General features: G+C 54.8%; 21 protein-coding genes. 9 read left to right on the forward strand and 12 right to left on the reverse strand.

What is annotated here, in order from left to right; all coding sequences use genetic code 11:
* Positions 1–35: 35 nt before the first annotated feature.
* The 4 genes from gyrB to dnaA all read right to left on the reverse strand — a co-directional run bounded on the left by gyrB (position 36) and on the right by dnaA (position 6210).
* Positions 36–2450, reverse strand: coding sequence for a DNA topoisomerase (ATP-hydrolyzing) subunit B (gene gyrB / locus ACMV5I_RS07025; RefSeq protein ID WP_202672720.1), 2415 nt, complete (start codon positions 2448–2450; stop codon positions 36–38).
* A gap of 18 nt (positions 2451–2468) precedes the next feature.
* Positions 2469–3554 carry a DNA replication/repair protein RecF gene (gene recF / locus ACMV5I_RS07030; RefSeq protein ID WP_024483312.1) on the reverse strand — a complete coding sequence of 362 codons (1086 nt, stop codon included), beginning with the start codon at positions 3552–3554 and terminating at the stop codon, positions 2469–2471.
* 155 nt (positions 3555–3709) lie between these two features.
* The gene (gene dnaN, locus ACMV5I_RS07035; RefSeq protein ID WP_021181393.1) at positions 3710–4810 is read right to left on the reverse strand and encodes a DNA polymerase III subunit beta; all 1101 of its coding nucleotides are present in this window, start codon (positions 4808–4810) and stop codon (positions 3710–3712) included.
* Between the two features lie 5 nt (positions 4811–4815).
* Positions 4816–6210, reverse strand: a complete 1395-nt coding sequence (gene dnaA / locus ACMV5I_RS07040) for a chromosomal replication initiator protein DnaA (RefSeq protein WP_021181394.1) — start codon at positions 6208–6210, stop codon at positions 4816–4818.
* A gap of 684 nt (positions 6211–6894) precedes the next feature.
* Between dnaA and rpmH the strand changes: the two genes are divergently transcribed.
* The 8 genes from rpmH (at position 6895) to ACMV5I_RS07080 (ending at position 13630) form a co-directional block, all read left to right on the forward strand.
* On the forward strand, positions 6895–7035 hold the full coding sequence (gene rpmH, locus ACMV5I_RS07045; protein WP_004093983.1) for a 50S ribosomal protein L34: 141 nt from the start codon (positions 6895–6897) through the stop codon (positions 7033–7035).
* Positions 7036–7053: 18 nt separating this feature from the next.
* Positions 7054–7413, forward strand: coding sequence for a ribonuclease P protein component (gene rnpA / locus ACMV5I_RS07050; protein WP_004950547.1), 360 nt, complete (start codon positions 7054–7056; stop codon positions 7411–7413).
* Positions 7377–7634, forward strand: a complete 258-nt coding sequence (gene yidD, locus ACMV5I_RS07055; protein ID WP_025120915.1) for a membrane protein insertion efficiency factor YidD — start codon at positions 7377–7379, stop codon at positions 7632–7634. The genes rnpA and yidD overlap by 37 nt, the downstream gene beginning before the upstream one ends.
* Positions 7635–7636: 2 nt before the next feature.
* On the forward strand, positions 7637–9277 hold the full coding sequence (gene yidC, locus ACMV5I_RS07060; RefSeq protein ID WP_024483314.1) for a membrane protein insertase YidC: 1641 nt from the start codon (positions 7637–7639) through the stop codon (positions 9275–9277).
* 113 nt (positions 9278–9390) lie between these two features.
* On the forward strand, positions 9391–10755 hold the full coding sequence (gene mnmE, locus ACMV5I_RS07065) for a tRNA uridine-5-carboxymethylaminomethyl(34) synthesis GTPase MnmE (RefSeq protein WP_121608241.1): 1365 nt from the start codon (positions 9391–9393) through the stop codon (positions 10753–10755).
* A gap of 255 nt (positions 10756–11010) precedes the next feature.
* Positions 11011–11730: a 4'-phosphopantetheinyl transferase family protein gene (locus tag ACMV5I_RS07070; protein WP_121608242.1), complete on the forward strand. Its 720-nt coding sequence runs from the start codon at positions 11011–11013 to the stop codon at positions 11728–11730.
* A gap of 188 nt (positions 11731–11918) precedes the next feature.
* Entirely contained in the window at positions 11919–12485 is a 567-nt protein-coding gene (locus ACMV5I_RS07075; RefSeq protein ID WP_414823997.1) for an NADPH-dependent FMN reductase, read from the forward strand.
* A 92-nt stretch (positions 12486–12577) separates the two neighbouring features.
* Positions 12578–13630, forward strand: a complete 1053-nt coding sequence (locus ACMV5I_RS07080; RefSeq protein ID WP_284122146.1) for a hypothetical protein — start codon at positions 12578–12580, stop codon at positions 13628–13630.
* 85 nt (positions 13631–13715) lie between these two features.
* Here ACMV5I_RS07080 and ACMV5I_RS07085 read toward each other — a convergent pair whose 3' ends face one another.
* Positions 13716–15053, reverse strand: coding sequence for an NCS2 family permease (locus tag ACMV5I_RS07085; protein ID WP_024484702.1), 1338 nt, complete (start codon positions 15051–15053; stop codon positions 13716–13718).
* A 212-nt stretch (positions 15054–15265) separates the two neighbouring features.
* Here ACMV5I_RS07085 and yieH point away from each other — a divergent pair, with 212 nt between their 5' ends.
* Positions 15266–15931, forward strand: coding sequence for a 6-phosphogluconate phosphatase (yieH, locus tag ACMV5I_RS07090; protein WP_414823998.1), 666 nt, complete (start codon positions 15266–15268; stop codon positions 15929–15931).
* A gap of 47 nt (positions 15932–15978) precedes the next feature.
* Here the strand turns inward: yieH and ACMV5I_RS07095 are convergent, their stop codons facing one another.
* The 7 genes from ACMV5I_RS07095 to pstA all read right to left on the reverse strand — a co-directional run bounded on the left by ACMV5I_RS07095 (position 15979) and on the right by pstA (position 21755).
* Complete coding sequence (locus ACMV5I_RS07095; RefSeq protein ID WP_024484700.1) at positions 15979–16539, reverse strand: YagU family protein; 561 nt, start codon at positions 16537–16539, stop codon at positions 15979–15981.
* A gap of 214 nt (positions 16540–16753) precedes the next feature.
* A complete protein-coding gene (locus ACMV5I_RS07100) occupies positions 16754–17494 on the reverse strand; it encodes an amino acid ABC transporter permease (RefSeq protein WP_414823999.1) in 741 nt (246 codons plus the stop codon).
* A gap of 1 nt (position 17495) precedes the next feature.
* Complete coding sequence (locus ACMV5I_RS07105; RefSeq protein ID WP_024484698.1) at positions 17496–18221, reverse strand: amino acid ABC transporter permease; 726 nt, start codon at positions 18219–18221, stop codon at positions 17496–17498.
* A gap of 68 nt (positions 18222–18289) precedes the next feature.
* Positions 18290–19129 (reverse strand): ABC transporter substrate-binding protein, encoded by an 840-nt coding sequence (locus tag ACMV5I_RS07110; RefSeq protein ID WP_024484697.1) that lies wholly within the window; start codon positions 19127–19129, stop codon positions 18290–18292.
* A gap of 167 nt (positions 19130–19296) precedes the next feature.
* Complete coding sequence (gene phoU, locus ACMV5I_RS07115; protein WP_024484696.1) at positions 19297–20028, reverse strand: phosphate signaling complex protein PhoU; 732 nt, start codon at positions 20026–20028, stop codon at positions 19297–19299.
* Positions 20029–20040: 12 nt separating this feature from the next.
* Positions 20041–20811: a phosphate ABC transporter ATP-binding protein PstB gene (gene pstB, locus ACMV5I_RS07120; RefSeq protein ID WP_370454353.1), complete on the reverse strand. Its 771-nt coding sequence runs from the start codon at positions 20809–20811 to the stop codon at positions 20041–20043.
* A gap of 53 nt (positions 20812–20864) precedes the next feature.
* On the reverse strand, positions 20865–21755 hold the full coding sequence (pstA, locus tag ACMV5I_RS07125) for a phosphate ABC transporter permease PstA (RefSeq protein WP_024484695.1): 891 nt from the start codon (positions 21753–21755) through the stop codon (positions 20865–20867).
* Position 21756 lies beyond the last annotated feature (1 nt).

A 21756-nucleotide genomic window follows, 5' to 3' on the forward strand; every position in this document is an offset into this window, starting at 1 on the left:
GAACCGGCGCGGATTTTTAATAGCCAAATAAGGCGTTAGATATCGATATTCGCCGCTTTCAGGGCGTTTTCTTCGATAAAGGCACGGCGTGGTTCAACCGCATCGCCCATCAGGGTGGTGAACAGCTGATCTGCCGCAATAGCGTCTTTCACCGCTACGCGCAGCATACGCCGCTGATCGGGATCCATAGTGGTTTCCCACAGCTGGTCCGGGTTCATTTCGCCCAGCCCTTTATAGCGCTGGATCGACAGGCCACGGCGCGACTCTTTCACCAGCCACTCCAACGCCTGTTCGAAGCTGTCTACCGGCTGGCGACGTTCGCCACGTTCAATATAGGCATCTTCTTCCAGCAGGCCGCGCAGTTTTTCGCCCAACGCACAGATCCTGCGGTATTCACCACCGCGGATAAATTCAAAGTCCAGCGGATAGTCAGTATCGACACCATGGGTACGGATACGCAGCACCGGTTCGAACATCTGGCGTTCACGGTTTTCAACCAGCACAGAACTGTAGCTACTACCGTGCTGCTCGTTATCGTTGAGCAATTTCACCAGCGATTCGATCCAGCTTTCCACCTTGGTACGGTCGCCCAGATCGTCTTCGTTCAAGGTTGGCTGGTAGATCAGGTTGTTCAGCAACGCACGCGGGTAACGGCGTTCCATCCGGCCAATCTGCTTCTGCACGGCGTAATGTTCAGCCACCAGCTTCTCTAACGGCTCACCCGCCAAGGCTGGTGCAGAACCGTTGGTGTGCAGGGTCGCGCCGTCGAGGGCGATGGAGATCTGATACTGATCCATCGCTTCGTCGTCTTTGATGTACTGCTCCTGCTTGCCTTTTTTCACCTTGTACAGCGGCGGCTGTGCAATATACACATGGCCACGCTCGATGATTTCCGGCATCTGACGATAGAAGAAGGTCAACAGCAGCGTACGGATGTGCGAGCCGTCGACGTCGGCATCGGTCATGATAATGATGCTGTGATAACGCAGTTTGTCCGGGTTGTATTCGTCACGGCCAATGCCGCAGCCCAGCGCGGTGATCAGCGTGGCAACTTCCTGTGAGGACAGCATCTTGTCGAAACGGGCTTTCTCAACGTTGAGGATTTTCCCTTTCAGCGGCAAGATCGCCTGGTTCTTGCGGTTACGGCCCTGCTTGGCTGAGCCGCCCGCGGAGTCCCCTTCCACCAGGTAGAGTTCGGACAACGCCGGGTCACGTTCCTGACAGTCCGCCAGTTTGCCTGGCAAGCCAGCCAAATCCAGCGCGCCTTTACGGCGGGTCATTTCACGCGCTTTACGCGCCGCTTCACGAGCACGGGCCGCATCGATGATTTTACCAACCACGATCTTGGCGTCCGCTGGGTTTTCCATCAGGTAATCCACCAGCTTCTCGTTCATCAGCGATTCGACCGCCGTTTTCACTTCCGAAGACACCAGCTTGTCTTTGGTCTGGGAAGAGAATTTAGGATCGGGCACTTTCACCGAAACCACGGCAATCAGACCTTCACGCGCATCGTCACCGGTGGCGCTGATTTTGGACTTCTTGCTGTAGCCTTCTTTATCCATGTAGGTGTTCAGGGTACGGGTCATCGCGGCACGGAAGCCGGCCAGGTGAGTCCCCCCATCACGCTGCGGGATGTTGTTGGTGAAGCAGTAGATGTTTTCCTGGAAACCATCGTTCCACTGCAGCGCCACTTCCACACCGATATCGTCTTTCACGGTTGAGAAGTAGAACACCGTTGGGTGGATCGGCGTTTTGTTCTTGTTCAGGTATTCCACAAACGCACGGATACCGCCTTCGTAATGGAAGTGGTCTTCTCTGTCGTTGCGCTTGTCTTTCAGGCGAATAGAAACGCCCGAGTTGAGGAACGACAGTTCACGCAGGCGCTTGGCCAGGATGTCGTACTCAAACTCGATGTTATTGGTGAAGGTCTGGAAGCTCGGCCAGAAGCGCAGGGTGGTACCGGTCTGATCGGTTTCACCGACGACTTTCAGCGGGGCCTGTGGTTCGCCATGCTTGTAGGTTTGCTCATGGACCTTGCCTTCGCGGCGGATCACCAGCTCCAGCTTTTCTGACAGGGCGTTAACAACCGAAACGCCTACGCCGTGCAGACCGCCGGAAACCTTATAGGAGTTGTCGTCAAACTTACCGCCGGCGTGCAGTACGGTCATGATGACCTGTGCCGCAGACACCCCTTCCTCTTCGTGGATACCGGTTGGGATACCACGGCCATCATCCTGCACCGAGACGGAGTTGTCGGCGTGGATCGTCACCTGAATGTCGCTACAGTGGCCAGCGAGTGCTTCGTCGATAGCGTTGTCCACGACCTCGAATACCATGTGGTGCAGACCGGTGCCGTCATCAGTATCACCGATATACATGCCCGGACGCTTACGTACCGCATCCAGCCCTTTTAATACCTTGATACTTGAGGAGTCATAAGAATTCGACATCAACGTTTCTCGCTCATTTTAGTCCTGTGGTTGAACCTCTATTTTACCTTGTTCCACGCGGAACATCTTGCCCTTTTCACCCATCATGTCGGTTACTTGTTCAGCGCTTACCGCACTGACAAAAACCTGAGCCTGGGTGGCTTTCAGGCGATCGGCCAGCAACCGGCGACGGCCGGTGTCCAGCTCGGAGGCAAAATCATCAATCAGATACAGGCAACGCCGCCCGCTCTGGCGGGTGAGAAACTCACCCTGCGCCAAGCGCAATGCGCACATCAGCAGTTTAAGCTGACCGCGCGATAACAAATCCTCTACCGGCGTACCTTCGGCACGAATGCGGAAGTCCGCTTTATGCGGCCCCACCGCGGTATAGGTTAACGCCCTGTCGCGCTCAAACTGGCGCTCCAGCAGCTCTCCGTAGTCGCTCTCTTTGTCCCAGCCGCGCTGGAAAGAGAAACTCAGGGCAAATTCGGGCAAAAACTGCGCGCAGGTCGCGGTGATATCCGCGGCAATTGCGTCGCTGTAAGCTGCCCGCCACTCGCTGATACGCTCGGCCAACGGGATCAGTTCCTGATCCCAGGCGCGGATCTGCGCATAGCGACTGACCTGGCGCAGCGCGGCATTGCGCTGCTTCAGTAACCTTTTCAGGTTGCTCCAGGCGGTGAAAAAACCGGGTTCGTTGTGAAAACAACCCCAGTCCAGGAAGGCACGCCGATACTTCGGCCCGCCATTAAGCAGGGTAAAACCTTCGGGGGTGATCAACTGCATGGGCAGTAGCTGTGCCAGCTCTGCCACCTTATGGCCATCACTGCCATCGATGCGCACTTTGCTGTCACCCTGACGGCTCTTACTCAATCCTACCGATAATTCGCGCCCGCTGCCTTCGATCCGGCCATGCAACACAAACTCCGGCTGATCGTGACGGATCACTCGCCCGGCCTGCAGGCTGCGAAACGCGCGCCCATGACCAAGGGTATAAACCGCCTCCAGTACGCTGGTCTTGCCGCTGCCGTTGGCCCCCACCAGGAAGTTAAACCCCGGCGCAGGCGCCAGATCGGCAGCTTCGATATTGCGGAAATCTTTAATCAGTAAGCGCGTCAGAGCCATACTGTAGTTGTCTTAATCATCTAACAATCCAGGGCGTTATCGTCGCAGGTCATTTGCGTGCGGCCAGCGCACAGCAACCGCAGCGTACTTAAAGTACGTGAGGATTGCGAGCACTGCCCAATCGCAAAGGGGCAAGTAAGATAGCCCGATAATTTCTACAGTCGCATTGGCATGACGACGTAGGCGGCAGACTTACTGGCACCGTCCTCGATCTGCACGCTGGAGACGGAATCGGTCAGCAGCAGGCGCACATCTTCACACTTGAGCGCGTTCAGCACGTCCAGCACATAGCTGACGTTGAAACCAATTTCCATCTCGGTGCCATCATAGCTGACATCGAGGATCTCTTCCGCCTCTTCCTGTTCCGGGTTGTTGGCGGTGATCTTGAGCTGGTTCTGGCTGACGTACAGACGCACGCCGCGGAACTTTTCGTTCGACAGAATGGCCGCACGGGCAAACGCCTGCTTGAGCAGGTCGCAGCCCGCTTCCAGCGTTTTGTCCGGGTTCTTCGGCAATACGCGGCGATAATCAGGGAAACGGCCGTCAACCAGCTTGGAAGTGAAGATAAAGTCACCGACGTGGGCGCGGATGTTGTTGCTACCAATCTGCACCCGTAGCGGCGTATCACCACCGTCCAGCAAGCGGACCAGTTCCATCACCCCTTTACGCGGCACGATCACCGAATGGGTAGGCAACTGTTGGCCAATCGGCATTGAACACACCGCCAGGCGGTGGCCGTCGGTGGCGACGGTGCGCAGCTCTTCCCCTTCGGTTTCAAACAGCATACCGTTCAGGTAATAGCGCACATCCTGATGAGCCATCGAAAACTGGGTGGCTTCAATCAGGCGCTTTAGCGTCGCCTGCGGCAAGGTGAACTCCACCTCGCTCTGCCAATCATCCAGATTCGGGAAGTCTATCGCCGGCAGCGTGGACAGCGAGAAGCGGCTGCGGCCAGAACGCACCAGCATACGGTCGCCTTCGAGGATCACCGTAATCTCCGCCCCTTCCGGCAGGCCACGGCAGATATCAAAGAATTTACGCGCGGGGACGGTCGTCGCGCCCGCTTCATGGGGCTGAGACAGGGCAACGCGGGCCACCATCTCCATCTCCAGATCGGTACCTGTCAGCAACAGGGAACCTTCCGTCACCTGCAGCAGCAGGTTACCCAGAATTGGCAGCGTCGGGCGGCCACCCAGTGGGCTGCTCACCTGTTGCAGCGGTTTTAGCAGATGCTCACGTTCAACGATAAATTTCATATGGGCTATGACGACAATGTTCTGATTAAATTGGAGAAATCTTCTTTGATGTCGTGACTTTCCTCACGCAGCTGCTCGATCTTCCGGCAGGCGTGCAACACCGTAGTATGGTCGCGGCCACCAAACGCATCGCCGATTTCTGGCAGGCTGTGGTTGGTGAGCTCTTTTGCCAATGCCATCGCCATCTGGCGCGGGCGGGCAACCGAGCGCGAACGCCGTTTAGACAGCAGGTCCGCGATTTTGATTTTGTAGTACTCGGCCACCGTCTTCTGGATATTGTCGATGGTGACCAGCTTTTCCTGCAACGCCAGCAGATCCCGCAGCGCTTCACGCACGAAATCGATGGTGATGGCGCGGCCAGTAAAGTTGGCGTTGGCGATCACCCGGTTCAGCGCCCCTTCGAGCTCACGCACGTTGGAACGCAGGCGTTTGGCGATAAAGAACGCCACTTCGCCCGGCAGACGGATATCGTTCTCGTCGGCCTTTTTCATCAGGATCGCCACGCGGGTTTCCAGCTCCGGCGGCTCGATCGCCACCGTCAGGCCCCAGCCGAAGCGGGATTTCAAACGATCTTCCACCCCGTTGATCTCTTTTGGATAGCGATCCGAGGTCAGGATGATCTGTTGATTACCTTCCAACAGCGCGTTAAAGGTATGGAAGAACTCTTCCTGTGAACGCTCTTTGTTGGCAAAGAATTGAATATCATCGATCAGCAACGCATCCACCGAGCGGTAGTAGCGTTTGAATTCTTCAATGGCGTTATTTTGCAGCGCCTTGACCATGTCCTGCACAAAGCGTTCCGAGTGCATATAGACCACTTTGGCATTGGCCTTACGCGCCATGATGCCGTTGCCTACCGCATGCAACAGGTGCGTTTTACCCAGGCCGGTACCGCCATACAGGAACAGTGGGTTATAAGCGCCCCCCGGATTGTCTGCCACCTGCCGCGCCGCAGCACGAGCCAGCTGGTTAGACTTACCCTCAACGAAGTTATCGAAGGTGTGCTTGGGGTTGACGTTGGAACGATAGGACAGCTCAGGCGGCGGTGCCGCGTTGTCCCAGCTTGGGCGGGACGGCGCAGCCGTGCGTACCACCGGGGCTACCGGAGCGCTGTTGACGCTGGCCATCACGGGCTGGCTGAGGGTTTGTGTCAGTGGCTTGCTGCCCACCTCAAAACGCAACAGCGGCGCATCCGTACCGCAGAAATCATTCAACAGGCCATTGATATTGTTTAAGTACTTATCGCGAACCCAATCCAGCACAAAGCGATTGGGCGCATACAGCGCCAGGGTATTGTCACTCAGTTCCGCCTGCAATGGGCGTATCCACATACTAAATTCTGTGGCAGGTAACTCATCCTGCAATCGGGCAAGACACTGCTGCCAAAGCGAAAGTGACACGGCGGACTCCACTCGAACAAGATCAATAAAAAGAAAAGAATCAGGCTACTTTTTTATAACTCATGATTTTTGACACACGCCCGGTATTGGCTGAAAAACCTGTAGGGTATGCGAACCGCCTTTCACGGTTTATGCCCTTAACGATCCGGTTTTGGGATCGCGATCGGAATGACGGATCATAGCGCAATCTGCGCAAGAGATCCTCCCCTTCATCACAGATTAGATCCATTTTATCCACAGCCCGTGAAGAGTGGCCAGTTTTTAATCAATGCGGGATCGACACCGATGAGATCTGAGCCTGTGGGGCCGGGTTTTAGCGCCTTTCACAGGTTATACCTGGTTATCCACGCGGATCCTTGCAGAAAACACGCAGGATCGTACGGAGATCCTTGTGATTTACCCCCGAGTCCGTATAATCTTCGCCCACGTGTGATACCTGGTTCCTTAATGGTGAGTCATTTAGCCAAGACAGGATTCTGCGGTGACCACGGGCCAACACCGGATTTTACTCCGAATTGGCAGACAACCAGGTAGGCTAGCGCGATGTGAATTGACTCAGGACTGTACAATTATTACAATCCCGCCTCTTTATGTATTGCGATTGAGGCGTCGGTCATCTTCACGCCGAGTAGCCAAACGCATTTGACTTATCAGTATTTCATTTAAGTTTAGGTAGAAATCGCTATGAAACGCACTTTCCAACCGTCCGTACTGAAGCGTAACCGTAGCCACGGTTTCCGTGCTCGTATGGCCACCAAGAATGGTCGTCAAGTTCTGGCCCGCCGTCGTGCGAAAGGCCGTACTCGTCTGACTGTTTCTAAGTAATAAAAGCTAACCCGCTGAGTGGTTAAGCTCGCTTTTCCTAGGGAGTTACGTTTGTTAACTCCCACTCATTTCACTTTCGTCTTCCAGCAGCCACAACGGGCTGGCACGCCGCAAATCACCATCCTCGGCCGCCTGAACCAGCTGGGGCATCCCCGCATCGGTCTTACCGTCGCCAAAAAACACGTCAAACGCGCGCATGAACGCAACCGGATCAAACGCCTAACCCGCGAAAGCTTCCGTTTACGTCAGCACGAGTTACCGGCGATGGATTTTGTGGTGGTGGCCAAAAAAGGGATAGCGGATTTGGATAATCGTGCACTGACGGAAGCTTTGGAAAAATTATGGCGTCGCCACTGTCGCCAGGCTCCCGCATCCTGATCGGGCTGGTTCGGGCGTATCAGCTCGTACTCAGCCCGCTGCTTGGGCCACGTTGTCGCTTCCAGCCGACATGTTCTCATTACGCAATTGAGGCATTACGCAGGTTTGGCATGTTAAAAGGCAGTTGGTTGACATTGAAACGCGTATTAAAATGCCACCCTTTGAACCCAGGTGGCGATGATCCCGTGCCGCCGAAAACCGACGATAACAGAGAACACTAACGATGGATTCGCAACGCAATCTTCTCCTCATCGCTCTGCTGTTCGTGTCTTTCATGATCTGGCAGGCCTGGCAAGTGGACAACGCTCCGCAACCAGTAGCCACCCAGACCACGCAACAGACTGCGAACCCAGCAACCGGTGATGCCGCAAGTTCAGCTGTACCAGGCAGTGGCCAGGGTAAACTGATCACCGTTAACACTGACGTGCTGTCGCTGACCATCAATACCCGTGGTGGCGATATCGAGCAGGCTAAACTGTTGGCCTACCCGGATACCCTGGGTTCATCGACTCCATTTACGCTGCTGGAATCCACCCCGTCATTCGTCTACCAGGCACAAAGCGGCCTGACAGGCAGAGACGGCCCGGATAACCCGGCAAACGGCGAGCGTCCTCTGTTTGAGGCGGCGCAGGATACCTTCACGCTGGCTGATGGCCAGGATGAACTGCGTATTCCGCTGACCTTTACCGGCAAAGACGGTTCGGTCTTCACCAAGACCTTTGTGCTCAAGCGTAACCATTATGCCGTTGGCGTGGACTACTCCATCGTCAACAAAAGCGCGACTCCGCTGGAACTGACCCTGTTTGGCCAGTTGAAGCAGACCACCGACTTGCCTAAGCATCGTGACACCGGCAGCAACAACTTTGCACTGCACACCTTCCGTGGTGCGGCTTACTCTTCCAGTGAAGACAAATACCAAAAGTATGCGTTCGACAAGGATGAGAATCTGAACGTCACCACCCAAGGCGGCTGGATTGCGATGTTGCAACAGTACTTCGCCACCGCGTGGGTGCCGCAGACTCAGGGCGTCAACACTTTCTATACCTCCAAGCCAGGTACCAACCTGTCTGCCATCGGCTTTAAAGCTGAGCCAGTGATTGTGCAACCAGGCGCTGAGAAGCAGCTGAATGCTACTCTGTGGGTTGGCCCGGAGCTGCAAGATCAGATGGCCCAACTGGCACCGCATCTGGATCTGACCGTCGATTACGGCTGGCTGTGGTTCATCTCCCAACCGCTGTTCAAACTGCTGAAGTTCATTCACAGTTTCATCGGCAACTGGGGCTTCTCGATCATCATCATCACCTTCATCGTGCGCGGCATCATGTACCCGCTGACCAAAGCGCAGTACACCTCGATGGCCAAAATGCGCATGCTGCAGCCAAAACTGCAGGCGATGCGTGAACGTATCGGTGATGACAAGCAGCGTATGAGCCAGGAAATGATGGCGCTGTACAAAGCTGAGAAGGTGAACCCGTTAGGGGGTTGTTTGCCGCTGGTTATCCAGATGCCAATCTTCCTGGCCTTGTACTACATGCTGATGGGCTCGGTTGAGCTGCGTCATGCGCCATTCATCTGGTGGATCCATGACCTGTCGGCGCAAGACCCGTATTACATCCTGCCAGTGCTGATGGGTGTGACCATGTACTTCATCCAGAAGATGTCACCAACCACCGTGACTGACCCGATGCAGCAGAAAATCATGACCTTTATGCCGGTGATCTTCACAGTGTTCTTCCTGTGGTTCCCGTCTGGTCTGGTGCTGTACTATATCGTCAGTAACCTGGTGACCATCGTCCAGCAGCAGCTGATTTACCGCGGGCTGGAAAAACGTGGTCTGCACAGCCGCGACAAGAAGAAAGTCTAGTATTGAGTTAGGCAACACCCGTAGGGGCTTATGCCCCTACGACATCAGTCACGTTGCCAGTAGAGGCGGTCATTAGACCGCCTTTTTGCATATTGTCAGAGAGATAAACCGCTATGAACACCACCGATACCATCGCTGCTCTTGCTACTCCGCCCGGACGCGGCGGTGTCGGCATCCTGCGCATTTCAGGCCGCGGAGCCAAGGACGTTGCCCTGGCGGTACTCGGTAAACTACCTAAGCCACGTTATGCCGATTATCTGCCGTTCCGTGACGCCGAAGGCAGCACGCTGGATCAGGGGATCGCACTGTGGTTCCCCGGCCCCAATTCCTTTACCGGTGAGGACGTACTGGAACTGCAGGGCCACGGTGGGCCAGTGATCCTCGATCTGCTGCTCAAACGCGTGTTGGCGCTGCCAGACGTGCGGATTGCCCGCCCAGGGGAGTTCTCGGAGCGCGCTTTCCTCAATGACAAGCTGGATCTGGCCCAGGCCGAAGCCATTGCCGATCTGATCGATGCCAGTTCCGAACAGGCAGCCCGTTCAGCCATGAACTCGTTGCAAGGTGCTTTTTCCCTCCGTATCCATCAGCTTGTGGAAGCGCTCACTCACCTGCGCATCTATGTAGAAGCGGCGATCGACTTCCCGGATGAGGAGATCGACTTCCTTTCGGATGGCAAAATCGAAGCCCAACTGAACGGCGTGATGGCCGATCTGGACGGTGTGCGGGCCGAGGCGCGTCAAGGCAGCCTGCTGCGTGAAGGGATGAAGGTAGTGATCGCCGGGCGGCCCAACGCCGGGAAATCCAGCCTGCTCAATGAGCTGGCAGGGCGTGAAGCAGCCATCGTCACCGACATTGCAGGCACCACGCGCGATGTATTGCGCGAACATATTCATATCGATGGCATGCCACTGCACATCATCGATACCGCCGGGCTGCGGGAAGCCAGCGACGAAGTTGAGCGTATCGGCATCGAACGTGCCTGGAACGAGATCGAACAGGCGGATCGTGTGCTGTTTATGGTGGATGGCACCACCACCGCCGCCACCGAACCCGCCGAGATCTGGCCAGAGTTTATGGCACGCCTGCCAAGTACCTTGCCGATCACCGTCGTGCGCAACAAAGCCGACATTACCGGCGAGACATTGGGCCTGAGCGAAGTAAATGGTCACTCACTTATTCGCCTGTCGGCGCGTACCGGTGAGGGGATCGACCTGCTGCGCGAACATCTGAAGCAGAGCATGGGCTTCACCAGCAATATGGAAGGCGGCTTCCTGGCCCGCCGCCGCCACTTGCAGGCACTGGAGCAGGCGGCACAGCATCTGGTGCAGGGTAAAGAACAGTTAGTGAGCGCTTACGCGGGGGAACTGCTGGCCGAAGAACTGCGGTTGGCACAGCAGGCATTGAGCGAAATCACCGGGGAGTTTACCTCCGATGACCTGCTCGGGCGCATCTTCTCCAGCTTCTGTATTGGTAAGTAACCCAACGTTCAGATACACGACCTCTTCAGCGTCCAAAGCCAAGCATTAACTCACTGTTAATGTTTGGCTTTATTTTTACATCCGCAAAAGCCTGCCCCACGAGCCCCCGCACCGTACTCCTGCCACTCCGCTGTTTTTTCATTCAACAGAAGAATAATTAAGAAAAAGATCATGCGAATTCTTAATGAAAAATCTTAACGTAATGCTTACTCTAACCCCCCAGTTTTTTTATGAGCCTCGGTCATGGAGTGAACAATGGCTTGTCATTTTATCCGATGGGATGCGGTTGCAGAGCGTTTAGATACCCATCGGCTCCCTGAAGACCTGATCGAAAGAACTGCCCGCTTCTCCGTCAAGCGCCGTCGGCGTTTTTTGCAAGGCCGGATCCTGTTGGCCGAAATGATATTTTATTTGTATGGTATCCCGGTACTTCCCCCCATTGCTACGGCACCGACCGGTCGCCCGTGCTTTGCCGATCACCATCTACCTGACTTCAGCCTCGCCTATGCTGGCAATACCGTAGGCGTGCTACTGAGCCTGGAGGGCAAGGTCGGGTTGGATATTGAGGTGATGCGCGCACGGAGCCACAACCTGCTTCATCAATACTCCAGCACCACGGAGAACGCGTGGATTGCGGCGCAGAACGACCGCTTGGAAGCCGAAACCCAGCTGTGGAGCATCCGCCAATGCGTGCTGAAACTGGCCGGCTTGGGTAACAGCGGCCAGGGTTTGCTGAATTTGCACCCTTTTTCCGGCCAATTACGCTGCAATACCCTGCCCAACGTGAACGTCATGAGTGATGCAGGGGAGTATCTCAGCTGGGCCTGCGCCCATCAGCCTGGCTTGGATAGGCTGATCTGCTGGCAATATGACGAAAGCCAGGGCTTACAGAAATGCGACGAAATTTCATCACGTAACCCACCTCCCTCCACACACTTTTTGAAATTGACCAGCCTCGCTTCTGTTACACGTTGAAAGCACCGATTTAACGTCTGTCTTCGGGGGAATATACAAAACAAAACTTTTCTTAACGCATGATTTACTGCTTTGAATTGTAAAAACAGATAAAGACTTAGACTCTGCCTAGGATACATCACCTATTTGCCCTATTATCTGCTGGTTGTTCTAAGCTGAGTCTGTTCATCAGAAAAGGGAGAATCAAAATGTCAGAGCAAGCACTAAAGATCGTCACGCTACTGGGGAGCCTACGTAAAGGCTCTTATAACGCCATAGTTGCACGCGCTTTACCTCAGTTAGCTCCTCAGGGTGTCACTATCGAAGCCCTTCCCTCCATCCGCGATATCCCACTGTACGATGCAGACCACCAGCAAGAAGAGGGTTTCCCGGCCACGGTAGAAGCCATTGCCGAACAAATCCGCCAGGCTGACGGCGTGATCATCGTAACGCCAGAATATAACTACTCCGTGCCAGGTGGCCTGAAAAACGCCATCGACTGGCTGTCCCGTTTGCCTAACCAACCGCTGGCCAGCAAACCGGTGGCGATCCAGACCAGCTCAATGGGGCCGATTGGCGGCGCACGTTGCCAATATCACCTACGCCAGATCCTGGTGTTCCTGGATGCCATGGTGATCAACAAACCTGAGTTTATGGGGGGAGTGATACAGAATAAGGTTGATGAGCAGGCGGGTGAACTGGTAGACCAAGGCACGCGGGATTTCCTGACCGGCCAGTTGTCCGCATTCAGCGACTATATCCGCCGCGTAAAATAAGCTGCCAGGCGGCGCCCAGAGATAAAGCTGTCGAAGGCGCCGTTTTTCATCGTTTTCTCATTAATATTATTGAAAAACAAAGTTATAAAATCATGCCTTTTTTTATTTTGGCCATCTTTTTGGCTTTTGCCACCAGTCCATTGTTTGCTGCACCCATGCTCTATCCTGAGGGAGAAGAGCCGCTAGAACTGCCTATCCATAGCCCGCTGAGTAAACCATTACCTCGCTCCTCCTACAATCAGGAGGATAAAAAAGCCGGCGCCACGTCGTTATACCTGACGCTGATGCGTGAAGATGGCCGTAATATCTGGGCTCCCTTTCAACTGGCTGCCTCCTCGGCCGAACAGGGCCAGACCGAGCTAGCCGAACGTTATCTGCAACTTAGCGCCAAGCGAGGGTTGTGGTATTACTACAACCTGCTGGAAGACGATTCATTCAGCAGTATTCAGCAAAGTGACACCTACCGTTCAATTCTGGCAACCACCAAAGCACGCTATCAGCAACACGCCGCAAAGTTTGAAGGTAAACCTCACTATGCCGTGCCGAGTGGCGAGCCCCCGGCAGGAGGCTGGCCAACCATCGTCTACCTTCATCCCTACGGGAAAGCCGCCACTATCATCCCAGAGGATCGATTGCTGTTTGCCGAGGCCGGGGTGGCCTATATTGAGCTAAACGGCACGCAGATGCTGGAGGAAGGGAGCTTTCGCTGGTCTAACTACAGCTCTACCAGCACCCAGAACGCCATTCAACGCACCCTGGAAAACCTGGGCCCCAAGCTGAAGCTTAATCTCCAACAGGTTTACCTGACCGCCCGTGGGCAGGGTGCGCTACACGCGGCTAATCTGATGGCCAATTACCCGCAGTTTTATTCTGGAGCGCTGCTGATTGCCCCGAAGGGCCGCCTCCTCCCGGCGAAGCATTCACTGGCAGAAAACAAACGCATCATGATTGCCTATTACGATCGGCAGAATTTCAACGATCGGGCGCTGGCTCTTGATTTTGCTGACTTGTTCAGATGCAAAAATGAGGTCGAGATCGCCAATTTTGCCGAGGGGGAAGATAATATCGGTGGCTGGCAGACGCGGTATAACCGGCCTTTACGCTGGGTAATGGGGAGAGAGCAGGATGCCTCACCGGGCGCATAACGTAGAGGCGCAGCATGCTGCGCCCGTTTAACCTTTATCATCGATCTGAAAGGGGCTGAACGCCCCTTTTAATTACCGAAGATGATTAATGCCCGTCAACGAACGCAATTTTCAGCACGAACAGCAGTGCCACCACGATCACGCAGGGGCTGATTTCACGCCAGCGGCCGGTGCCCAGCTTCATGATGCAGTAAGAGATAAAGCCCAGGGCAATCCCTTCGGTGATCGAGAAGCTGAAAGGCATCATGGCGGCGGTCACAAAGGCCGGAACCGCTTCGGTCATATCTTCCCACTTCACCCGCGCCAGGCTGGAGGTCATCAGCACCCCCACATAAATCAGCGCGCCCGCAGCAGCATAGGTTGGCACCATTCCCGCCAGCGGTGACAGGAAAATCACCAGCAGGAAGAGAATACCTACCACCACGGCAGTCAGGCCAGTACGCCCACCAACGGCCACCCCAGAGGAGCTTTCAATATAGGCGGTGACCGAAGAGGTACCCGCAAAAGCACCGGCGACCGAGGTGATACTGTCCACATACAGCGCCTGCTTCATACGCGGGAACTTGCCGCTTTCATCCGTCAAACCAGCCTTATCGGTCACACCGATCAGCGTCCCCGAGGAGTCAAACAGGTTAACCAGCATAAAGGAGAAGATCACACCTGCCAGGCCAATATTCAGCGCCCCGGCGATATCCACCTGGCCGACCACGGAGGTGACGTCCGGCGGTAGGGAAAATACGCCGCCATACTTCACGTCGCCCAACGCCCAGCCGATCAGCGTAGTCACCACGATGGAAACCAGTACCGCCGCATGGATATTACGCGAAGCCAGCACCGCGATAATAAAGAAGCCCAAGGCTCCCAGCAGTACGCTGTGGGAGGTCAGATTGCCTACCGCTACCAACGTATCCGGGTTGGCAACCACGATACCGGCGTTTTTCAGCCCCATCATGGCGATAAACAGGCCGATACCGCTGGTGATGCCCACGCGCAGGCTTAGCGGGATGTTGGCAATCATCCAATAGCGGATACGGAAAATGGTCAGCAACAGGAAACCGATTGCGCCCCAGAAAATAGCGCCCATACCAACCTGCCATGAAATACCCATCGCGCCGACCACCACAAACGCGAAGAACGCGTTAAGGCCCATCGCCGGAGCCAGCGCCACCGGCAGGTTAGCCAGCAAGCCCATCAGGATACTGCCCAACGCGGCAACCAGGCAGGTGGTGACAAACACCGCCTGAGTGTCCATGCCCGCCGCGCCCAGGATCTGCGGGTTAACGAACACGATATACACCATGGTTAAAAAGGTGGTGATGCCGGCAATCGTTTCCGTACGTACCGTGGTGCCGTGCTGCTTGAGTTTAAACACGCGCTCAAGCAAGCCCTGATTGGCATCAAGGCTGAGGTCTTGTTTGCTCATTATAGAATTCCGAAGAGGGATTAGGACTGTCGCTGGCTATCCTATAACAAAAAGTCCGGGTTTTGACCTCGCTCACAGGTTTTTTTCGCCATCTTTACGGCTAAAACGGCCAACAAGTTGTATTTATTGAGATTGATTGCCAAAGAGGGACAACCCGCTGCGATCCGGTTAAAGTAACAGCAGTCATGACTTAACCGAGGGCGCTTACCCCAATGAATCAGGTTGAATGTGTTTTATTTGATTGCGATGGCACACTGGTAGACAGCGAAGTGCTGTGCAGCAAGGCCTATGTGCATATGTTTGCCCACTACGGCATCGAGCTGGCGCTGGAAGAGGTCTTTAAAAAGTATAAAGGGATCAAGCTCTACGAAATCATTGAGCGGGTTAACGCCGAGCAGGGGGTCAATTTACCCGCCAGCGATCTGGAGCCGATTTTTCGCCAGGAAGTGGCCCGTCTGTTTGATGCCGAGCTCCAGCCGATTGCCGGTGCACGCGAGCTGCTGGCACAAATGAATGCCCCGATGTGCACCGTTTCTAACGGCCCGGTGAGCAAAATGCAGCATTCGCTAGGGTTAACCGACATGCTGTCCTATTTTGATGACCGGTTGTTCAGCGGCTACGATATTCAAAGCTGGAAACCCGATCCGGCCATCGTATTCCATGCAGCACAACAGATGCAGGTGCCCGTAGAGCGCTGTATTTTGGTGGATGATTCCGTTGCCGGTGCCCAGGCGGGGATCGCGGCTGGCATTCCGGTGTTCTACTTCTGCGCCGATCCTCATAATCAACCGATCGATCACCCGTTGGTGACGACGTTTGACGATCTGGCACAGCTGCCTGCACTGTGGCAGCAACGGGGCTGGCAGCTTACCCGTTAAACCACCTTGATATTCAGCGGAGAGAATACCCCGCTGAACTTTAGCGATTAACGATAAGATCCCAGCGGGACTTCGGCATCAGGCTCATGGGTAATTCTGTTACGTAAGTCCCGACGAACTATCTCAATCACCCAAAACCAAAATATATGCCCCAAAATTTCAGAAAGGTACTCATCAAATGGCAGCATTGAAAGTGGGGGAGTCAAACCAAGCAGAGGGAAACTAATGCCATGCACGGCAACGGTGGCAATGATACCCGCCAACACCCCCTGCCAAAGTTTGATCTTTGGAAAAACCTCGGCAACCAAGCAGTAACCGATAGCAAAGACCAGCGAAAATATGACGTGCGTAACCATAACCGGATTAATAATATGCTCAGAAAAGGTATATACCGTACCGGTTGGATCTATCCCAAGATAATCTCTTAAAAAAAGATAAGGCGGGTTAAATTCAGCCCGACCATCACTCAGGGTTCTTGGCGGTAGCGGAACCTCTGCCCCCCACTTGACAAAAGCAGAGAGGATCCCGCCAATAATGCCAACAAACAAGGCAACGCCATACCGCCGCCGACTTGGTTCCGTTCTAATAAATAACGCACTAATTTTCATAATGATAACCATCCAATGGAAATATATAAATCACTCTTATTTATACTCTAAATAACTCGAGCTGCATGACAAAAACGCAATACATTGATCACAATCATAAATTTAACGTAAAGCGATAAGAAATCATTAGTAACCATAAGACATCAAGCCCCCACACCATGCTAATTAATTAGCCAGGGTATAGATAGGGGCAACCATTCCTACTGTAACCTGATTAACTAGCCGGTAGCGGCGGGCGATTACGCCACCAGCGCCAGCTGCGTTTTAGCGCTTTGGTCTGCGGGCTAAGGCGTTTGTTCAGCCCGTTCGCCAGCACGTCCAGCGTGAGGCAGAAGATGAAATAGACCAGTGCCACAAACAGGAACACCTCCATCGGGTAAACCATACTGCGGTTATTGACCTGAGTAGCCAGGAAGGTCAGCTCACCCACGCCGACGATGTACGCCAGCGAAGTGTCTTTAATCAGCGAGATCCACTGGTTGATAAACGAAGGCACCATCATGCGCAGCGCCTGCGGCAAGATGATCATCCGCAGCACCTGCCAACGGTTTAAACCAAGCGATAACCCCGCCTGCCATTGCCCTGCACCGATAGCCACGATGCCCGCTTTTACCGCATGGGCCAGATAGGCCGAGGCGATCAGCGCCAGCGCGCACACCACGGTGGTAATTTCCGGGATATCGACGCCAAACACGATTGGCAGCAGGAAGTAAGTCCAGAAAATCAGCATGATCACCGGGATGGCGCGGAAAAAACCGAGCACCATCGCCGATAACCCTGCCAGCACCCCACGCGACATCGCCAGCGCGACACCCAGCAGCGTACCCAGAATTGCCGACGCCAGCCCGGCCATCAGGCTGATCGCCAACGTCAACGCAGCACCGCCCAAAGGCCCATCCGGGAAGGTGCCCCACAGCAGGTAACCCAGGTTTTCCTGGATAACGGTAAAGTCCATCTTAGTGCCCCCCCAGCGGTTTACGCTGTTGACGCCACATGCCCCAGCCTTCCAGCAGGGCAATGATGGCGATATACAACACCGTTGCCACACCAAACGCCTGGAAGGTCCGCAGAGTTTCGGTTTCCACCTGGCGCGAAGCGTAAGACAGCTCAGCCAGGCCGATCGCCATGGTCAGCGATGAGTTTTTAATCACGTTCATGTACTGCCCCAGCAGCGGTGGGAAAGCGATTTTCAGCGCCTGCGGCAACACCACATAACGCATCGATTGCCAGCCGGTCAGCCCTAGCGCGTAGGCTGCATACTTTTGCCCACTGGCGACGCCACGGATACCGGAGCGGATCTCTTCAGCAATAAACGCGGTGGAATAAAGCGTCAGGCCGAAGAAGCCCGCCAGGAATTCAAAAGAGGGCCAGTCGAGAAAGCCTAACTGATGGGGGGTATTCAGCCATTGCATGGCGAAGGAGGGCAGGATTTGCCCGGCGGCGAAATACCAGAAGAACAGTTGCACCAGCAAAGGAGTATTGCGAAATAGCGCGCTGTAGGCCACCGCCAGCCAGCTTAACGGGCGCAGGCTGCTGTCCCGCATCGCCGCCAGGCCAAAACCCAGCAGCGTTGCCGCCAGCCCGGCACAGGCCGACAGCCATAGGGTCATCAAGAAGCCATTCCATAGCCAGCTCAGATACTGCGGCGCCAACAGCCAGTCTGAGAGTTGTTGCAGATTCATGCGAGGTACTTCCCCTCACCCCAACCCTCTCCGTCACGGTTCAAAACCGGGGAGAGGGAGAAGGGAGATTAGGCTTTAGGTTGCTGATCCAACGGGCCGATCTTGAAATCGCCACGCGGTTGGGCGGTTTTGGTTTCCGGGCCGAACCAGCGATCGTAAATCTTCACCGCATCACCGTCTTTTTCCAGTTTGATCAAGGTATCGTTAACGGTAGCCGTGAGGCGATCTTCACCTTTCGGGATACCAACGCCCTGATATTCTTTGGTGATGCTGAACGGAGAGATTTCAAAGTCGGCTTTTTGCGCGGCTGGCAGGTTGCCCAGCAGGCCAACCAGCTTGGCATCATCCTGGGTGATGGCCTGAACGTTACCGTTACGCAGGGCGACAAACGCCAATGGGGTATCGTCGTAAGAGATCACCTTGGCCGTTGGGTAGTGCTCACGTAGGGTAATTTCCTGCACCGTGCCTTTATCCGCGCCGATGCGCAGCTTCTTGATATCTTCAGGAGTTTTCAGCACGCCTTTATGCGCAATGAATTTCTGGCCGGTAGCAAAATACGGCACGCTGAAATTCACCTCTTTGGCACGCTCGTCGGTGATGGTGAAGTTGGCCGCGATCAGATCAACCTTTTTGGATACCAGCAAAGGAATGCGGTTAGCCGGGTTGGTGGCGCGCAGTTCAACCTTGACGCCCAGCGCCTTACCGATGGCTTCGGCCACGTCCACGTCATAACCCACCAGTTTTTTGCTCTGCGGATCGACATAACCAAACGGTGGGTTGCTATCGAATACCGCAATACGCACCACGCCGGCTTTTTGAATATCATCGAGTTTATCGGCATGTGCCACACCGGTGGCAAGGCTGGTCAGGCTGGCTAACAGAGATAAGGCTAAGACGCGCTGTTTCATGAAAGGCTCCCAAGTGATTGATGTCCCGCTGGCTGATAAGCTAGCAAGCCTCACTTAGGTCAGGAAATAATATTAAACGCTATAGTTATAACCTTTTTAATTTTACGGTTTTTAAATGGCATAAAGGCGCTATTTTCAGCGCCTTCTGGGATAAATCACTGGTTGAATTACGCTTTTTTCTCGTCTTTACCGTCTGACAACAGCTTGTCCAGCGCATCGCCACCGATATGGCGGAAATCCTGGCCTTTGACGAAGTAGAAGATGAATTCGCAAATATTCTGGCAGCGATCGCCGATACGCTCGATAGAGCGGGCACAGAATAGCGCCGTCAGCACGCTTGGAATGGTGCGCGTATCTTCCATCATGTAGGTCATCAGCTGACGCACGATGCCTTCATATTCCTGATCGACCTTCTTGTCTTCGCGGTAAATCCGGATCGCTTCATCCAGATCCATACGCGCAAAGGCATCCAACACGTCATGCAGCATCTGCACGGTGTGGCGGCCCAGTGACTCCAGGCTGACCAGCAATGGCTGATGCTGGTGCGAGAATTTCTCCAGGGCGGTGCGACAGATCTTGTCCGCTACGTCGCCGATGCGTTCCAGCTCGGAAATGGTCTTGATGATCGCCATCACCAGGCGCAGGTCGCTGGCGGTCGGCTGGCGTTTGGCAATGATGCGCACGCAGGCCTCGTCGATCGCCACTTCCATCATATTGACCTTGGCATCACCCTCGATCACCCGTTTGGCCAGTTCACCGTCCTGGTTATGCATCGCGGTAATGGCGTCGGTCAGCTGTTGCTCCACCAGCCCGCCCATGGTCAGCACCTGGGTGCGGATGTGCTCAAGTTCAGCGTTGAACTGGCCGGAAATGTGTTTGTTTAAATTCAGGTTATCCATGATGCATCCTAATCAACCATAGCGGCCAGTAATGTAGTCTTCGGTCTGCTTTTTCTGTGGCGCGGTAAACAGAGTGTCAGTATCGCTGAACTCGATCAACTCACCCAGATACATAAATGCGGTGGAGTCGGAACAACGCGCCGCCTGCTGCATATTGTGGGTCACGATCACCACGGTGTAGTCAGACTTCAGCTCGCTGATCAGCTCTTCAATCTTGCCGGTGGAAATCGGATCCAGCGCCGAGCAAGGCTCATCCAGCAACAGCACTTCCGGGCGAATGGCAATGCCGCGCGCAATGCACAGGCGTTGCTGCTGGCCACCGGACAGGCTGTAACCGCTTTGGTGCAGCTTGTCCTTGGTCTCGTTCCACAGTGCCGCCTTGGTCAGCGCCCATTGGACACGCTCGTCCATATCGGCACGGGACAATTTCTCGAACAGGCGCACGCCGAAGGCGATGTTGTCGTAAATCGACATCGGGAACGGCGTTGGCTTTTGGAACACCATGCCCACCTTGGCACGCAGCAGCGCGATGTCCTGGTTATCCGTCAGGATGTTTTGCCCATCCAGCAGGATATCGCCTTCGGCACGCTGCTCGGGGTAGAGCTGGTACATCTTGTTGAAGGTCCGCAGCAGCGTCGATTTACCGCAGCCAGACGGGCCAATAAACGCGGTCACCTTGTTCTTGGCGATATCCAGCGTGATGTTTTTCAGCGCATGGAATTTGCCGTAGTAAAAGTTCAGATCGCGTACCTGAATTTTGCTGCTGGAAGTAGAGTCAACCATACTCATCAAGACTTCTCTCTTTTCACGGTATCGCCTGAGCGGCACCTAAATTTTTATGAATGCTTTTTCTTGGCGAAAATCACACGCGCCAGGATATTCAGTAACAGTACGCACAGGGTGATCAACAACACCCCGGCCCAGGCCAGCTGTTGCCATTCGGCAAACGGGCTCATGGCAAATTTGAAAATGGTGACCGGCAGGTTGGCGATCGGCTGCATCAGGTCGGTGCTCCAGAACTGATTCGACAGCGAGGTAAACAGCAACGGGGCGGTTTCCCCGGCGATACGCGCAATCGCCAACAGCACGCCGGTGATAATGCCGGAGACCGACGCCTTCAGCGTAATGGCGGAAATCATGCGCCATTTCGGTGTCCCCAACGCATAGGCCGCTTCACGCAGCGTGTCCGGTACCAGCTTGAGCATGTTTTCGGTGGTGCGGATCACGATCGGGATCTGCAACAGAGCCAGTGCAATAATCCCAGCCCAACCGGAGAAGTGCTCCATCTTGGCCACCACCACGGTGTAGACGAACAGGCCTACGACGATCGACGGTGCGGATAACAGAATATCGTTGATAAAGCGGATCACTTCCGCCAGCCAGGATTTACGGCCGTATTCCGCCAGGTAGATCCCCGCCATGATACCCAGCGGGGTGCCGAAGATGGTCGCCCACAGGATCAACAAGCCGCTACCGGCGATGGCGTTAGCCAGACCACCACCCGCGGTATTCGGCGGCGGCGTCATTTCGGTAAACAGCGCCAGCGACATGCCGTCGATGCCCTTGGTGATGGTCGAGAACAGGATCCACACCAGCCAGAACAGGCCAAAGACCATAGTCGCCATCGACAGGAACAGCGCCAGACGGTTTTTCTGCCGACGCCAGGCCTGCATTTTACGGCGGCTTTCCGCCAGTGCTACCGGGTTTTGCATATCCATCGTTGCCATG

Origin of the sequence: Serratia sp. T13T92 (assembly GCF_047530105.1) — a bacterium.
Classification (GTDB): Bacteria; Pseudomonadota; Gammaproteobacteria; order Enterobacterales; family Enterobacteriaceae; genus Chania; species Chania fonticola.

Excerpts from the sequence above, each read along its gene's own strand:
- pstA (WP_024484695.1), bottom strand. The coding sequence starts at position 21,755 with ATGGCAACGATGGATATGCAAAACCCGGTAGCACTGGCGGAAAGCCGC.
- pstB (WP_370454353.1), bottom strand. The coding sequence starts at position 20,811 with ATGGTTGACTCTACTTCCAGCAGCAAAATTCAGGTACGCGATCTGAAC.
- ACMV5I_RS07100 (WP_414823999.1), bottom strand. The coding sequence starts at position 17,494 with ATGGACTTTACCGTTATCCAGGAAAACCTGGGTTACCTGCTGTGGGGC.
- ACMV5I_RS07080 (WP_284122146.1), top strand. The coding sequence starts at position 12,578 with ATGCCTTTTTTTATTTTGGCCATCTTTTTGGCTTTTGCCACCAGTCCA.
- yidC (WP_024483314.1), top strand. The coding sequence starts at position 7,637 with ATGGATTCGCAACGCAATCTTCTCCTCATCGCTCTGCTGTTCGTGTCT.
- ACMV5I_RS07110 (WP_024484697.1), bottom strand. The coding sequence starts at position 19,129 with ATGAAACAGCGCGTCTTAGCCTTATCTCTGTTAGCCAGCCTGACCAGC.
- gyrB (WP_202672720.1), bottom strand. The coding sequence starts at position 2,450 with ATGTCGAATTCTTATGACTCCTCAAGTATCAAGGTATTAAAAGGGCTG.
- ACMV5I_RS07075 (WP_414823997.1), top strand. The coding sequence starts at position 11,919 with ATGTCAGAGCAAGCACTAAAGATCGTCACGCTACTGGGGAGCCTACGT.
- dnaN (WP_021181393.1), bottom strand. The coding sequence starts at position 4,810 with ATGAAATTTATCGTTGAACGTGAGCATCTGCTAAAACCGCTGCAACAG.
- recF (WP_024483312.1), bottom strand. The coding sequence starts at position 3,554 with ATGGCTCTGACGCGCTTACTGATTAAAGATTTCCGCAATATCGAAGCT.
- yieH (WP_414823998.1), top strand. The coding sequence starts at position 15,266 with ATGAATCAGGTTGAATGTGTTTTATTTGATTGCGATGGCACACTGGTA.
- mnmE (WP_121608241.1), top strand. The coding sequence starts at position 9,391 with ATGAACACCACCGATACCATCGCTGCTCTTGCTACTCCGCCCGGACGC.
- rpmH (WP_004093983.1), top strand. The coding sequence starts at position 6,895 with ATGAAACGCACTTTCCAACCGTCCGTACTGAAGCGTAACCGTAGCCAC.
- yidD (WP_025120915.1), top strand. The coding sequence starts at position 7,377 with ATGGCGTCGCCACTGTCGCCAGGCTCCCGCATCCTGATCGGGCTGGTT.
- ACMV5I_RS07095 (WP_024484700.1), bottom strand. The coding sequence starts at position 16,539 with ATGAAAATTAGTGCGTTATTTATTAGAACGGAACCAAGTCGGCGGCGG.
- ACMV5I_RS07105 (WP_024484698.1), bottom strand. The coding sequence starts at position 18,221 with ATGAATCTGCAACAACTCTCAGACTGGCTGTTGGCGCCGCAGTATCTG.
- ACMV5I_RS07085 (WP_024484702.1), bottom strand. The coding sequence starts at position 15,053 with ATGAGCAAACAAGACCTCAGCCTTGATGCCAATCAGGGCTTGCTTGAG.
- phoU (WP_024484696.1), bottom strand. The coding sequence starts at position 20,028 with ATGGATAACCTGAATTTAAACAAACACATTTCCGGCCAGTTCAACGCT.
- ACMV5I_RS07070 (WP_121608242.1), top strand. The coding sequence starts at position 11,011 with ATGGCTTGTCATTTTATCCGATGGGATGCGGTTGCAGAGCGTTTAGAT.